13 protein-coding genes, 1 pseudogene and 1 other annotated feature are annotated in these 14,541 nt (G+C 43.8%); of the genes and pseudogenes, 1 reads left to right on the forward strand and 13 read right to left on the reverse strand.

Translation table 11 applies throughout. From position 1 onward, the window contains the following. Window positions 1-5 precede the first annotated feature (5 nt). The 11 genes and pseudogenes from rsmA to tyrS form a co-directional block, all read right to left on the reverse strand. Complete coding sequence (gene rsmA / locus DW996_RS03705) at window positions 6-875, reverse strand: 16S rRNA (adenine(1518)-N(6)/adenine(1519)-N(6))-dimethyltransferase RsmA (protein WP_118534911.1); 870 nt, start codon at window positions 873-875, stop codon at window positions 6-8. A gap of 15 nt (window positions 876-890) precedes the next feature. Further along, window positions 891-1,679 (reverse strand): TatD family hydrolase, encoded by a 789-nt coding sequence (locus DW996_RS03710; RefSeq protein ID WP_118534912.1) that lies wholly within the window; start codon window positions 1,677-1,679, stop codon window positions 891-893. A 91-nt stretch (window positions 1,680-1,770) separates the two neighbouring features. Continuing rightward, entirely contained in the window at window positions 1,771-3,738 is a 1,968-nt protein-coding gene (gene metG / locus DW996_RS03715) for a methionine--tRNA ligase (protein WP_118534913.1), read from the reverse strand. A 15-nt stretch (window positions 3,739-3,753) separates the two neighbouring features. Then, window positions 3,754-4,218, reverse strand: coding sequence for a zinc ribbon domain-containing protein (locus DW996_RS03720; protein ID WP_118534914.1), 465 nt, complete (start codon window positions 4,216-4,218; stop codon window positions 3,754-3,756). Window positions 4,219-4,305: 87 nt separating this feature from the next. Beyond that, entirely contained in the window at window positions 4,306-5,496 is a 1,191-nt protein-coding gene (deoB, locus tag DW996_RS03725) for a phosphopentomutase (RefSeq protein ID WP_118534915.1), read from the reverse strand. A gap of 45 nt (window positions 5,497-5,541) precedes the next feature. Continuing rightward, window positions 5,542-6,333 carry a uridine phosphorylase gene (gene udp, locus DW996_RS03730; protein ID WP_118534916.1) on the reverse strand — a complete coding sequence of 264 codons (792 nt, stop codon included), beginning with the start codon at window positions 6,331-6,333 and terminating at the stop codon, window positions 5,542-5,544. A 60-nt stretch (window positions 6,334-6,393) separates the two neighbouring features. Beyond that, window positions 6,394-6,821: pseudogene (locus tag DW996_RS14750) on the reverse strand (cytidine deaminase). A 126-nt stretch (window positions 6,822-6,947) separates the two neighbouring features. Further along, window positions 6,948-7,925, reverse strand: a complete 978-nt coding sequence (locus DW996_RS03740) for a calcium/sodium antiporter (protein WP_118534917.1) — start codon at window positions 7,923-7,925, stop codon at window positions 6,948-6,950. A gap of 33 nt (window positions 7,926-7,958) precedes the next feature. After that, a complete protein-coding gene (locus DW996_RS03745; protein ID WP_118534918.1) occupies window positions 7,959-8,531 on the reverse strand; it encodes a manganese efflux pump MntP in 573 nt (190 codons plus the stop codon). 313 nt (window positions 8,532-8,844) lie between these two features. Next, window positions 8,845-9,423 carry a phosphatase PAP2 family protein gene (locus tag DW996_RS03750; RefSeq protein WP_243069574.1) on the reverse strand — a complete coding sequence of 193 codons (579 nt, stop codon included), beginning with the start codon at window positions 9,421-9,423 and terminating at the stop codon, window positions 8,845-8,847. A gap of 24 nt (window positions 9,424-9,447) precedes the next feature. Then, window positions 9,448-10,668 carry a tyrosine--tRNA ligase gene (gene tyrS / locus DW996_RS03755; RefSeq protein ID WP_118282361.1) on the reverse strand — a complete coding sequence of 407 codons (1,221 nt, stop codon included), beginning with the start codon at window positions 10,666-10,668 and terminating at the stop codon, window positions 9,448-9,450. A 115-nt stretch (window positions 10,669-10,783) separates the two neighbouring features. Further along, window positions 10,784-11,052, reverse strand: a binding site (T-box leader). A 295-nt stretch (window positions 11,053-11,347) separates the two neighbouring features. Here tyrS and DW996_RS03760 point away from each other — a divergent pair. Beyond that, window positions 11,348-12,421: an AraC family transcriptional regulator gene (locus DW996_RS03760; RefSeq protein ID WP_118534919.1), complete on the forward strand. Its 1,074-nt coding sequence runs from the start codon at window positions 11,348-11,350 to the stop codon at window positions 12,419-12,421. 66 nt (window positions 12,422-12,487) lie between these two features. Here the strand turns inward: DW996_RS03760 and DW996_RS03765 are convergent, their stop codons facing one another. Next, on the reverse strand, window positions 12,488-14,008 hold the full coding sequence (locus DW996_RS03765) for an MFS transporter (RefSeq protein WP_158575184.1): 1,521 nt from the start codon (window positions 14,006-14,008) through the stop codon (window positions 12,488-12,490). Between the two features lie 258 nt (window positions 14,009-14,266). Then, window positions 14,267-14,521, reverse strand: a complete 255-nt coding sequence (locus tag DW996_RS03770) for an alpha-L-rhamnosidase C-terminal domain-containing protein (protein WP_158575186.1) — start codon at window positions 14,519-14,521, stop codon at window positions 14,267-14,269. Window positions 14,522-14,541 lie beyond the last annotated feature (20 nt).

The raw sequence follows: 14,541 nt of genomic DNA on the forward strand, positions 1-14,541 counted from the left end.
TACGATCAATGTACTTTCTTTTTTAAGGCTTCGCTCAGACGCGCAAATTCTTCCAGGGAAAGGGTTTCACCACGCACAGAAGCCGGATAGCCCAGTTCCTCGATGGTCGCGATAATGTCTTCCTTGGCGACCGGAATGGTCGGTGCATTGTTGAGTCCGTTTGCCAGCGTCTTTCGTCTCTGGTTGAAAGATGCGCGGATCACACAAAACAAAAATCCTTCATCCGTGATCTCAACCGGCGGCTTTTCGTGACAGGTCAGGCGGATCACAGAACTTGCGACCTTTGGCTGTGGTACAAAACAGGTCGGTGGCACGACACAGACGACCTCCGGCTTTGCAAAATACTGTACTGCCAAAGAAAGCGCACCGTAATCCTTGGTGCCAGGTCCTACCTGCATGCGATCGGCAACTTCCTTTTGTACCATAATGGTAATGGATGCCAGCGGCACATGGCTCTCAAACAAGCCCATAATGATCGGCGTCGTAATGTAATATGGCAGATTTGCCACGACCTTGATCGGCTTTCCGCTATTTTTTTCTCCGGCAAGGGATGCAATATCCACTTTGAGGATGTCCTCATTTAAAACCGTCACATTGTCGTATTCCTTTAAGGTATCGTCCAAGACCGGCAAAAGATTGGTATCGATCTCGACTGCTACGACCTCTCTGGCGGCTTCGCACAGATACTGGGTCATAGTACCGATACCCGGTCCGATCTCTAAGACAAAATCATCCTTTGTGATCTCGGCCGCATCGATGATCTTTTCCAGAATATGCGTATCGATCAAAAAGTTCTGCCCATATTTTTTTTGAAAATGGAAGCCGTGTTTTTCTAAGACTGCCATCGTATAGGCTGGATTTCCTAAATATGCCATAGTAACTCCTAATTTCTATTGTAATAGACCATACATGTTTCTTGCATTGATCTCTGTCTGCTTTTCTACTTCTTCCGGCAAAATGCCGCGGATGGCTGCAATCTTATCGATCACATAGCGAATCTGCGATGAATCATTGCGCTTGCCACGGTTTGGCTCCGGGCAAAGATAAGGACTGTCTGTTTCCACCAGAATACGCTCAAGCGGAATCTCCTTTGCCGTCTCAACCAATTTTTTGGCATTTTTAAAGGTAACTACACCGCCGATCCCGATATAGTAGCCCATGGCAATGTATTCCTTTGCCATTTCCGGCGAATAGGAATAACAATGAATGACACCCGGGTGCTTGATATCCGGGTGGGCTTTTCCGAATTCCTGCAAAATCTCCATGGTATCTTCCGCTGCATCTCTGGAATGTATGATAAAAGGTTTTTCTAACTCTACTGCCAGATCCAACTGCTGACGGAACCAGTATTTTTGTGTATCTTTGCAGGCATGTCCCTCCTTGCGGAAATAATCAAGCCCGATCTCTCCGATGGCAAGAACCCTTGGATCCTGCGCCATCTGCCGGAGGCGGTCAATACAAGCCGCATCCATAGACTCCACCTCGTCCGGGTGCACGCCAACGGCTGCGTAAATATAATCATAAGACTGTGCCAATGCGACGCTGGATGCAGAAGATTCCATATCTGCTCCCACATTGACAACGATACCTACATTTTTGGATGGGAGAACTCTCAATAAATCCTCCCGATCCACATCAAATTGTCTGTCATCATAATGTGCATGACTTTCAAATATCATCTTTTTCTCTCTTCATTTAAAGTAATCTTATAGACACTTGCAGGGTCAGACCAATCCGACCTGACCCTGAAGTTATGATTATAGTGTTTGATTAACAGATCTCTGCGCCTGCCGGCATGTCTTTTTCCGGTGTCATGAGTGACAGATTGCCCTCTGCGTCCTCTGCACAAAGCAACATTCCCTCGGAAAGTACACCTGCCAACTTGGCTGGCTTTAAGTTCACGAGAACCATGACCTTCTTTCCGACCATCTCCTCGGCACTGTAGTATTTCTTGATGCCGGACACGATCTGCTTGGTCTGACTGCCAATGCGAACCTGTGAGCAAAGCAACTTCTTAGACTTTGGCACTTCCTCACACTTGATGATCTCGCCTACCTGAAACTGCATCTTGGTAAAATCGTCAAAACTGATCTCATCCTTTGGCTCAATATCAATCACATCTGCATCTTCTTCCGGCTCCTCCTGCGGTGCTGCAACCGGCGGATGGAGTTCAGCAACCTTTGTCATGACCTCGCCCAGATCCAATCTTGCAAAAAGGATCTCCGGTGCATCTGTCACCTTGGTTCCGCTGACATAGTGACCAAAGGTGGAAAGTTCCTCGTATGGGACTTCTTTTGCATTTAACTGTGTCAGGATACGGTCGGTTGTCTCCGGCATGAAACTCTTAAGCAGGGTAGCACCGATGGAAATACTCTCTACCAAATTGTAAAGAACGGTTGCCAGACGATCCTGCTTGGTCTCATCCTTGGCAAGTGCCCATGGCATTGTCTCATCAATATACTTGTTGCAGCGCTTGAAGAGTGCGAAAACTTCTGTGATGGCATCTGCCACACGAAGATCTTCCATCTTGGCTTCCACGCGGGAAACGGTAGAAGTAACAACTGCCTTGAGTTCATCATCTACCGGCTCATTTACACCTTTGTCACAAACAAGACCGTCAAAATATTTATTGCTCATGGAAATGGTACGGTTTACCAGGTTTCCAAGTGTATTTGCAAGGTCAGAGTTCATACGCTCAACCAGAAGTTCCCATGAGATAATACCGTCATTGTCATATGGCATCTCATGCAGGACAAAGTAACGTACGGCATCCACGCCAAAGAAGTCTACAAGTTCATCGGCATAAAGCACATTTCCTTTGGACTTGCTCATCTTGCCATCGCTCTGGATCAGCCACGGATGACCAAATACCTGCTTTGGAAGCGGCAGGTCAAGTGCCATCAAAAAGATCGGCCAATAAATGGTATGGAAACGGATGATATCTTTACCGATCAGATGCAGGTCTGCCGGCCAGTTCTTTTTGAAAAGGTCAGAAGAATTGCCGTCGCAGTCATAACCGATACCGGTGATATAGTTGGTAAGGGCATCTAACCATACATAGGTAACATGCTTCGGATCAAAATCTACCGGAATCCCCCAACTAAAGGATGTACGGGATACGCAAAGATCCTGCAGTCCCGGCAAGAGGAAGTTGTTCATCATCTCATTCTTGCGGGATACCGGCTGAATAAACTCCGGATGTGTATTGATATGCTCGATCAGACGATCGGCATACTTGCTCATCTTGAAGAAATAGGCTTCTTCCTTTGCCGGCTGTACCGGTCTGCCACAGTCCGGACAGCAGCCATTCTCATCCAACTGCGATTCTGTCCAGAAAGACTCACATGGGGTACAATACAAGCCTTCATAGGCACCCTTGTAAATATCGCCCTGATCGTATAACTTTTTGAAGATCTTCTTTACCTGCTTCTCGTGATCCTCATCCGTAGTACGGATGAACTTGTCATAAGAAGTATTCATCAGATCCCAGATACGCTTGATCTCTGTAGATACATTGTCTACAAATTCCTTTGGTGTGATACCGGCTTCCTTTGCCTTTAACTCGATCTTCTGTCCGTGTTCATCTGATCCTGTCTGGAAAAATACATCATATCCTTCCTGTCTTTTAAAACGAGCAATACTGTCCGCCAGGATGATCTCATAGGTATTGCCGATATGCGGCTTGCCTGAGGTATATGCAATGGCGGTAGTAATGTAATACTTTCCTTTGTTTGACATTTTAACTTCTAACTCCTACTCTTCATCTTCTTCAACGACTTCGCCGGAAACAGTCTCTACGGTCTCCTCAGCGACTTCATCTGTCTTTTCTTCGGTTACGACCTCATCTTCATCCTCGAAAATGTCCTCGTCCATCTTTGCACCACACTTGCTACAGAAAGCAGCGCTACCACTTACAACAGCGCCACACTTCGGGCATGCCTTACCGCCCTTGGTGTATGCGATCTGCTCCTTGATCTCCTCGATCCGCTTCTGTGCTGCTACTACTTCCTCAAAAAGTGAGGTATATGCCTCTGGTGCGGCATCTTTATTCTCCTGATAGAAGATCTTACCGATCTCCTGATACTGCTTGTTCAAAAAATCTTCCTTTGAACGCATCTCATACTGTAACTTTGCAACATCCGTCATGCCCTTTGCCTTTTCGCCGACTTCCTGTGTTGCACTTACGATAGAATCACCTAATTTGCTGAAAAAATCCATTTGTTTTTCCTCCTTTAGATAAATTTGTCAAAGTCATACTGATATATTCTGTCATTATAACATTATTATGGCGCGCTTTTCAACGTATTATCGCAGACTGTCAAGAATTGAGTGCCCGATCGTATGTTCCGGCATTGCAAGGGAAAAATTGTCTGCGATCGTCGCGCCGATCACCGCAAAACTATCTTCTTCCGGTAAAGGTCCGCTGCCTTTGTGTTTCTTGGAATACGCAAGAAACGGCACCTTTTCTCTGGTATGATCCGTCCCGGTATAGGTCGGATCATTTCCGTGGTCTGCCGTGATGATCAAAAGATCGTCCTCCCGGAGTACCGGGAGCAGTTGACCCAACTTGACATCAAACCGCTCGATCTCCTGCCCATAACCAATCGGATTGCGCCTGTGCCCCCAAAGAGCATCAAAATCCACCAGATTGACAAAGCATAGCCCGCAAAAATCACGCTTTGCGATCTCGATGGTCTGCTCCATACCATGCACACTGCTCTTGGACCGGTTACTTTCCGTAATACCCTGACCGACAAAAATATCATTGATCTTGCCAACGGAGATCACATCAAATCCCGCGTCTTTTAGACTGTTCAAAACGGTCTTTCCTGTAGGTTCCAAGGCATAATCATGCCGGTTGCTGGTACGGACAAATTGACCCTTTTTCTTCCCCACATAAGGTCTTGCGATCACACGTCCAACCCGCCACTCATCTTTCATGGTAAGTTCTCTTGCAATCTCGCAGTAGTGGTAGAGATTTTCCAGTCCCATGGTCTCCTCATTGCCACAGATCTGCAATACGGAATCCGCAGATGTGTATACGATCAGGTGGCCTTTTTCGATCTCTTCCTCACCCAGTTCGTCCAGAATTTCCGTACCACTTGCCGCCTTGTTGCCAATGATATGGCGACCGGTACGCTCCTCCAACTCCTTGATGAGTTCCGGCGGAAAACCATGTTCTGTAAAGGTAATGAAAGGTTTTGTCGTCTCAATCCCCATCATTTCCCAATGTCCGGTCATGGTGTCCTTGCCATTGCTTTTTTCACGCAGGGGCGCATAGTAGGCAAGAGGGCTTTCTACCGGATCTACTTTATCCATCGCTTTTAGATTTGCCATGCCAAGCCGCCGGAGATTGGGTATGGTAAAGGAATCCATCTTCTCTGCAATGTGTCCTAAAGTATCCACACCAAAATCACCGAATTTGTCGGAATCCGGCATGGCGCCAATGCCAAGTGAATCCATAACAATGAGAAAAACACGTTTGTAACGATACATTACAATTCCTTCTTTCTTCCTGATCTACTCTAATATCTTTAGCATTTACAATACTTCTAATCCTGTCTTGTCATCCCGGATTAAGATTCGAAGGGCATCCACGGCTGTCTCAATCGCCAGTTCCGTATCATGTACCTGTGCATTGGAAAGTCCCAACTTGGCACGCTCCTGATTTGCCACAACCAAAAAGCAGGATCCCACGCGCACCCGCAGAAAACTGCCTGCAATAAAGAGTGCCGCAGATTCCATCTCGGATGCCAGACAGCCCATCCGAAGCCATGCCTGCCACTTATTCTCCAGTTCATAGGATACCGGCATGACCTCCGGCTCATGCTGTCCGAAGAAAGAATCCTTACACTGGACAACACCGGCGTGATATGTGATTTCTTTCTCTTTTGCTGCCTGTATCAAGGCATGCATGACATCGACATCCGCTACTGCCGGATACTCGATCGGTGCATATTCCCGGCTAGTCCCTTCCATACGGACAGCACCGCTGGCGATCACTATGTCACCTCCACATACATCCTGCTGCATGCCACCGCAAGTACCCACACGGATAAAGGTATGCGCACCTGCCTTTGACAATTCCTCAAGGGCGATGGCTGCCGACGGTCCACCGATCCCGGTTGAAGTCACACTGACTTTTTCCCCATCCAGCATCCCTGTGTATGTAACAAACTCTCTACTATCTGCCACCAAATGCGCATCCGTAAAATGTTCAGCGATCTTGGCACAACGCTTGGGATCTCCCGGCAGGATCACATATTTTCCAATGTCTTCCGGTCCGATTCCGGTATGATACTGTTTGCCGGACCCTTCTGTGTAATCAACCATACGTTACCTCCTTTTTAGGGACGTTCCTTTTGCCATATGGAGTGTCCCCTTTTGCTCATCTTATAAATTATCCGGTCCAAAACTTTCCGGTAAAAGTTGACCTAATGTCATCGTCCGGTAAGAGATCTCTCCCTCCGGCGTCTGCTTTCCCAGATAGATCAAAAATTCGTCCTTGCAAAATTCCCGCATGACCTGACGACAGACACCACACGGCGGACAGATCTGCGCACAAGTCATGTCTGCCCTGCCACCCACAATGGCAATGGCTGAAAATTCGTGCTCGCCCTGGCTGACTGCCTTAAAAACGCTGTCCGCTCAGCACAATTTGTCGGTGTGTATGCCGCGTTTTCAATATTGCATCCTGTGTAGATCCTGCCAGTTTTTCCCAAAAGTGCTGCACCGACAGCAAAGTGGGAATAGGGCGTATATGCATTTTTTCTTGCCTCGATGGCTTGCTCCATCAAACTTATGATCTCTGTACTTTCCATGGTCTTATTATATCCCATAATAACTTATTTTTAAACAGGATATCCTCTTTTGCAATAAACATGATTATAATGATAGAAAGCAAAATAGCCGCCCACAGGCGGCTATTTTAATAGTTAAATAATATTTTATCTCAGGCAAATATAGACAAGATAAATAGCATACAGAACCAGCATGATGATGCCTTCCTTTTTGCCGATTTCCTTTTTGGTTATGCAAAATACCCATGTGATCAGTGAGAATACTAAAAGCACGATAATGTCGATCACGTTCTCCATAAGGAAAGTGATCGGGCTGATGGTTGCCGCAACACCCAGCACCATCAGAATATTGAAGACATTCGATCCAACGACATTACCAACTGCCATATCCAATTCGTTCTTTCTGGCTGCCACAATGGATGTCACAAGTTCCGGTAAAGATGTTCCAACGGAACAGATGGTAAGCCCGACAAGCGTTGCACTGATACCAAAACTTGTAGCAATGGTAGAGGCAGAGTCTACAACCCAATCGCCGCCATATTTGATAGCAATAGCTCCACCTACGATATAGATAATGGATTTCCAGACGGGCTGTTCTTTCATTTCACTCATCTCTTCGTTCATCTCACGCTCTTTTTCAGAGATTTCTCCACGCTTTCTTGCATCCATTGCACTCTTGATCAAAACTACGATAAATCCTACAAAGATGACCAAGAAGACAATTCCATCGATACGCCCCAGTTCCATGCCAATGCATCCGCAAACAAGCAGTAGAATGGCACATAGCACAGAAAACGGATAGTCTCTTTTTAAGACATCCCGGCTTACCTGTAACTTTGAGATCACTGCACAGATACCAAGTACGACCATCAGATTAAAGATATTGGATCCGACAACATTGCTGACCGCAAGTGTATTCTGATTGTTCATGGATGCCGCAATACTTACAGACGTCTCCGGTAAACTGGTTCCCATTGCAACGATCGTCATACCAATGATGAGTGATGGAACCTTTAACATCTTTGCAACCGATGAAGCACCTTCAACAAAGAAATCTGCTCCCTTTACTAATAATACAAAACCAATGATCAGTACGACCACTGCCTTTAAAATTGTTACTGCCATTTCTTTCCCTCCTATAAATATACTGCCCTTCTCTTATCCCAACAGATGCTCGGTCAAAATTTTTAATCCCAGTAATACTAAGATCAGACCACCTACCAGTTCTGCTTTCGCCTTGTATTTGTTTCCAAAAATGTTACCAACAAAGACACCGATCGCAGATATGACCGCCGTTACCAGACCTATGATCGTAATGGCTTCCACAATGTTAACTTCCAAAAATGAAAATGTGATGCCAACCGCCAGCGCATCGATACTGGTCGCGATCGCCAAAATGAACATTTCCTTGATATCAAGTGGCGGATCCATCTGATCAATCTCTACGACTTCATCCTTTTCCCTGATTGCCTCTGCCATCATCTTGCCGCCAATATAAGCAAGCAAAACAAATGCAATCCAATGATCGATCGCGCTGATCTTATCTGCGAACTGACTTCCCAAGAGCCATCCAAAAAATGGCATCAACGCCTGAAATCCGCCAAAGAAAAGCGCAATGACAAAACATTGCTTTTTGTTGACCTTGCGCATGGCAAGACCCTTGCAAATAGACACGGCAAATGCGTCCATAGCAAGTCCTACGCCCATCAACATGAGTTCAACAAGTCCCATATTACTCCCTTCTTCTAAAGTGTGTGGATTTTAACTTTTGTATGTGTGCTTGTCCATAAAAATAAAGATTATCTTATAGAATAAAAAAGAGACTCCATATGCATATGATCTGCTACTACAAAATGTAATAGTCACCATATACATATGAGTCTCACCATTTAAGATTTGCCAGGCTATTGCCGGGTCTGTTGACAAATCACACAATTCTTATGTGCTAGCTACTCCCTCATAGCCATTTCAATATATCGGAAATGTCAGAAAGTGTCAATGTAAAGCATGTCTCATCCATTGTACTTTTATAGATACAATCCTACTATGCAACCTTTGTTTTTTTCTCCTCCATCTTGCGATAGATAAAGCGTACAATGATACCCGCGAGAATTGCCTCAATAATGCCTAGAATGGTTCCCGTCAGCACGTCTGTTGGAAAATGCACAAAGACATACATTCTGGAAATGGCGATCAGCGCCGCCAAAACCACTGCTGCAATTCCCTGCTTTCGATACCTTGCATACTGGACAATGGATACCGCAGATGCAAAAGAGGCAGAAGAATGCCCCGACGGGAAGGAATAATCCTTTGGATTTTTCACTAAGAGCGTTACTGAATCATCAATCCAGCAAGGTCTTGCCCGCATGACTGTATTTTTTAAAAATACATTGATCACCAGCAGTGAAAATAAGAGGGCAAGCGCAGATGTCCAAGCCACCTTCTTATCTTTGCAGAAAATCAGCATAGCGATCGTAAGCAGAATCCAAAAGATTCCGGCATTACCAAGTGATGTGATCGCCACCACGATCTTATCTAAGACCGGATTGTGCAGTCCCTGAAACCAATACAAAAGATCAAATTCCCAGTCAAAATAAAAAACATTTCCCATTGTTGCTATCATATGTATACCCCCAGAATAATTATTTTATGCCAACTCTACCTTGCAGAATTTCTTCTTGCCCTTTTTCAAGATAAATTCCTCTGCAAAGGCTTCTTTTTCATAAGTTGCATGTGAATCTGTTACTTTTTCGCCATTGACAGAAACACCGCCCTGCTCTACCGCACGTCTTGCTTCATTACGGCTTGTGGCAAGATTTGCACTGATCAGAAGTTGTAAGATGTCAACACTGCCATCCTTAAAGATATCCTCTGTGATGGTCTCCGTCGGCATATTTGCAGCACTTCCGGTAGAAAAGAGTGCCTTAGAAGCCTCTTTTGCCTTTACGGCTTCCTCCTCGCCATGCACCAATTTGGTAAGTTCATAGGCAAGGATATCCTTAGCTTCATTTAACTGGCTTCCTTCCCATTTATCCATCTCGTCGATCTGCTCAAGTGGCAGGAAAGTAAGCATACGCAGGCATTTTAAAACGTCCTGATCGGATACATTGCGCCAGTACTGGTAGAACTCAAACGGTGATGTCTTATTCGGGTCAAGCCAAACGGCACCTGACTGGGTCTTACCCATCTTTTTGCCTTCAGAATTAAGAAGAAGATTGATCGTCATCGCATAGGCATCTTTTCCAAGTTTACGACGGATGAGTTCTGTACCACCTAACATATTGCTCCACTGATCGTCTCCGCCAAACTGCATATTACATCCGTATTTCTGGAATAACATGTAAAAATCATAACTCTGCATGATCATGTAGTTAAACTCAAGAAAACTCAGTCCTCTCTCCATACGCTGCTTGTAGCACTCTGCGGTAAGCATACGATTGACGGAAAAATGTGGTCCAACATCACGCAGCAACTCAACGTAATTCAAGCCCATCAGCCAGTCTGCATTATTTACCAGAATTGCCTTGTCTTCTGAAAAATCGATAAAGCGGCTCATCTGCTTTTTGAAACAATCTACGTTATGTGCGATCGTTTCTGTTGTCATCATCTGACGCATATCGGTTCTTCCGGATGGATCACCGATCATGGCTGTTCCGCCACCGATCAATACAACCGGCTTATTTCCAGCCATCTGCAAGCGCTTCATCAGACAAAGTGCCATAAAATGTCCTACATGAAGACTGTCTGCGGTAGGGTCAAATCCAATATAGAATGTAGCCTTTCCGTTATTGATCAACTCCTTGATCTCTTCTTCGTCTGTTACTTGGGCGATCAGTCCCCTAGCAACCAATTCATCATAAATTGTCATTTTTTCCTCCATTTCCGCAACCTGACAAAAGTTGCTCTTATATTCTATGCGTGGAAGATCTGTTACAGAGCGTTATTTATAGGAATAAAAAAACGCCCTCTATCTTCTTCCAAAGATAAAGGACGAGTAAACTCGTGGTACCACCTTTATTCACAAATATCTCACGATACCTGCCTCATCAAGTCTCATAACAAATAATGTCATGTGAAACTCTTAGCACGATAACGTGTGCCAATCCGGCGCATCCTACTTTTGAACTATAGATCCAGGTTCAGACTGCTACTCAGGAAGGTATTCAAGATACCGTCTTCTGCGTCTCGCACCAACCGACGCTTCTCTGATTCCGATCTCTGTATCTCTACTCTTTTCCATCAACGTATTTATCAATCTCCCTCATTATACAGGCGCAGGTTTTCATTTGTCAACAAGTAAAAAACGGCATGCGCAATCCAAGGACTGCACATACCGCTTTTACAAGAAGGGTTTTATCTAAAATTTACGGAAATTGCCTTGATCCGGTTGTTATCGGTAGAATTTGTTTTTGTTTTTCCCATTGTTGTTTTACCCCTTTCAACACAACTTGTATTGGATATTTCTATCATATATAATTATATGTGATAGAAACATATCAGTTTTAACTGTGATTTTATTATTTTTTTACATATTCGAGGTAATATTTATGTTTTTTATGACAGGTCATCCACAAAGTGATATCAGTGAAGCACAAAGTGATTTTATTATTCAGCATGATTCATCAAATACAGGACGATTTGTTTTAAACCATCCTTACCGTCTCATGTTGATCTCCATTCAGCCGGACAACCCGGATCATTATCAGAAATTGACCATAATCTCGCCTAAAGAGACTTTCTTCTTTGAACTATCCATGAAGGAACTTAAGCAGGTACCGGATGGAAGAAATCTTCATAAACATGACTTTTATGAGATCATGATCGTATTGGATGGGGAGGTATATCAGAATATCGAAAACGAAAGACATCTCTATACCAAAGGAAGCTGCTGTATCCTCAATAAAAATGTGCGGCATACTGAGGAATATCGCGATTACTATCGCGTTGCATTTGTCCAGATCTCATCGAATTTTCTGAAACACCTATATGAATGCATGACCCTGCATATCTTTGGCAGACATAAGACAAAGGACTCCAAATTCTTACAGTTTCTGGATAACAATATCAACGAACGACAAACGGCAAATAAGAATTATCTGGATCTGATTTCCCAAAAAGAGCATACATTTTTGGTAAAGCATGTGCACAGCATCTTAGATCAGATCGTACATATCACGGTCGATCCTACGCCGGATGCCAATATTCGGGTACAAGGTCTCTTTTTAGACCTACTCTATAATCTCTCCCGCCCGGATTATTACAACTCAGTTCCTATCCGCATCGGAACAGACACGGAAAACCGCCTTTTCCAGCAGATCACCAAACTTTTAGAGGCAAACCACGGACATATCTCCAGAAAAAAATTGTCTGATGCACTCAGTTATTCCGGCACCTATCTCAATGCCATCTGTAAAAAATACTCGGGACTTTCCCTTTTTGATTATGGCATGCATTTTTGTATGAAGGAAGCCAGCATACGTCTTCTGGATACTGACCAGACTATTGCTGATATTTCCAGAGACTTGGGTTTTACCAACCAAACACATTTTTATAAAGTCTTTAAAGAAAAATATAAAATGACACCTATGCAATACCGCAAACAGAACCAGACAAAGGAATAAAAACAGTCATAGGAAAAGGAGCCGAGACTTTCGTCCCGACTCCTGTTATTTTATGACTTATGTATTTTATGCTTCTGCATTTTCGTTTGCTTCTGCTTTTGCCTTCATCTCTGCTACTTTCTTCTGAACCTCAACCATTTCTTCCTTGTTCAGTTTGTAGAATCTCATAGCAACGATGTTGCACAACCATCCAAGAATTGGAAGACCGAACATTAAGAACATTGTCATCCAGAATACACCCTTTGTTGCAGGATCGCCCATCTGAGGAACGGTATCCTTATATCCGATCAATGTAATACAGAATGCTGCAATGGTAGATGCAAGTGATGTGATGAGTTTATCAATAAAGTTGTAAACACCGGAAATAACAGCCGGTAAGTAGTTACCTGTTCTTGCATATTCATAGTCAACAATATCTGCCTTCATAGCAGTACCTGTTGTGGTAAGAACCATCTTTGTACCGGTTGTAGCCAACTGCAATAATGCATAAATGATCATTGGTACACCGAAGACACCGATGGACTTCATACCGGTTGGTCCTAAGATCGCACAGAATACAACTGTAATCACTGCTACTGCAATAGAAAGCCATGACCAAACGGTTGTTGCCTTCTTTGCACCCATCTTAGCTACAAAGACACCACCACCAAAGGCAAATAAAATACCTACGATCATAGTAAAGTTACCGATCATAGTTGCTGCTGCATAGGATCCGATCAAGATACCGGACGCCATGGTTGTAATGATAGACTGTGATCCGACCTGCTGAGCCAACTTATCAGAAATACCGGTAAGCATATACATCTGGCAAGGCTTGTTGTCTTTTAAGATAGCAACCATGTCCTTAAACTTAACGGTCTGGTTCTTCTGACCATCTTTTCCGATAACTTCAAATGTCTTTGCATTATCTGACTTACGAACAGCGAAGCATGCAAGTAACATAAAGATACCAGCTGTAATTACATACCAGTAGCAAGCTTCTTTCAGCATCGGAGCATTATACTGATTGTCGTATCTAGGCAAAATAGCAAAGGTAACAATGTTGTTAAAAATAAGTGGAACAAGATATGAGAACAATGTTCCAAATACACCCATCATTGGACGCTGTGTTGGGTCATTCGTAAGTACGATACCGATGGTACCACCTGCCATACCATTGATGGTATATCCGCAGATATATACAACATAAATAAGGATAAATACTACAATACCAGTTGTTCCTGTGTATTTACCGGATGCCCAATCAAACATCATAAGAACTGCAAGTGCTGCCATCACCCATCCAGTCACAAGGAAGATACGGATCTTTCCATGTTTTGGATTCATTTTTTCGAACAATGCTGCAAAAAGCGCATCTGTGAATCCATCAAAAAGTCTTGTTCCTGTAATAATGATACCTGCAACTGCCGGTACGATTGCGTATCCTGCATTTGCAATGTAAGATGCATACATCATCAGCAAATAAAAGCAGATACCACATCCGTTATTTGCGTTACCAAGTATCATTTCGAGCATGGATGCTTTACGATACTGAACGCCATCACGTGCGCTGGCATTAAAAATGCCGGCTTTTTTCTCGTTTGCCATAGTCAAACCCTCCATATTCTTTTCATTTATCACTTCTCAACACTGCGCTTTCCTATTTCGTAGAAAGTTGTGCAGTATCTCTGTGGCTTATGATTAAATTATAAAGAGTTTATAAAATCAGATGTCGGAAAATTCGACGAAATGTAAACAAATTTGTCTGATCTAGCTATTTTTTCAACTTTACTATACAAATTCGTTGGAGATAAGGCTTTCTCTTTGTTCTGCCTTATTTATTAACTATACATTTGTATATCAAAACTATAAAGACACAACTCTCTCATAAGATCCTGACTTCAGGGTCTCTGGACCGCAGCCTTCCAATCGGACCGTAGCAGTCATATTTGCCGGGATCTCAAAGGTGTAGACAATACGGTTTTTTTCATATTTCCAGCCAGACGTGATCTTTCCATATGGAGAATCATAGGAAGTATGCAAATAACCAAGTCTTTGGTCTGGCTGCGGCGCGATCACGATCTTTCCATCATTTACAAGAATACCGGCAGCACAATCCATCAGCCAGCCGACAATCGCCC

It is taken from the genome of Roseburia sp. AM51-8, from assembly GCF_003478275.1.
In the GTDB taxonomy this organism is placed as follows: Bacteria; Bacillota; Clostridia; order Lachnospirales; family Lachnospiraceae; genus Pararoseburia; species Pararoseburia lenta.

Coding starts and splice junctions, on each gene's coding strand:
- rsmA (WP_118534911.1), bottom strand. CDS start 875: ATGGCATATTTAGGAAATCCAGCCTATACGATGGCAGTCTTAGAAAAA.
- DW996_RS03710 (WP_118534912.1), bottom strand. CDS start 1,679: ATGATATTTGAAAGTCATGCACATTATGATGACAGACAATTTGATGTG.
- metG (WP_118534913.1), bottom strand. CDS start 3,738: ATGTCAAACAAAGGAAAGTATTACATTACTACCGCCATTGCATATACC.
- DW996_RS03720 (WP_118534914.1), bottom strand. CDS start 4,218: ATGGATTTTTTCAGCAAATTAGGTGATTCTATCGTAAGTGCAACACAG.
- deoB (WP_118534915.1), bottom strand. CDS start 5,496: ATGTATCGTTACAAACGTGTTTTTCTCATTGTTATGGATTCACTTGGC.
- udp (WP_118534916.1), bottom strand. CDS start 6,333: ATGGTTGATTACACAGAAGGGTCCGGCAAACAGTATCATACCGGAATC.
- DW996_RS03740 (WP_118534917.1), bottom strand. CDS start 7,925: ATGGCAGTAACAATTTTAAAGGCAGTGGTCGTACTGATCATTGGTTTT.
- DW996_RS03745 (WP_118534918.1), bottom strand. CDS start 8,531: ATGGGACTTGTTGAACTCATGTTGATGGGCGTAGGACTTGCTATGGAC.
- DW996_RS03750 (WP_243069574.1), bottom strand. CDS start 9,423: ATGATAGCAACAATGGGAAATGTTTTTTATTTTGACTGGGAATTTGAT.
- tyrS (WP_118282361.1), bottom strand. CDS start 10,668: ATGACAATTTATGATGAATTGGTTGCTAGGGGACTGATCGCCCAAGTA.
- DW996_RS03760 (WP_118534919.1), top strand. CDS start 11,348: ATGTTTTTTATGACAGGTCATCCACAAAGTGATATCAGTGAAGCACAA.
- DW996_RS03765 (WP_158575184.1), bottom strand. CDS start 14,008: ATGGCAAACGAGAAAAAAGCCGGCATTTTTAATGCCAGCGCACGTGAT.
- DW996_RS03770 (WP_158575186.1), bottom strand. CDS start 14,521: ATGGATTGTGCTGCCGGTATTCTTGTAAATGATGGAAAGATCGTGATC.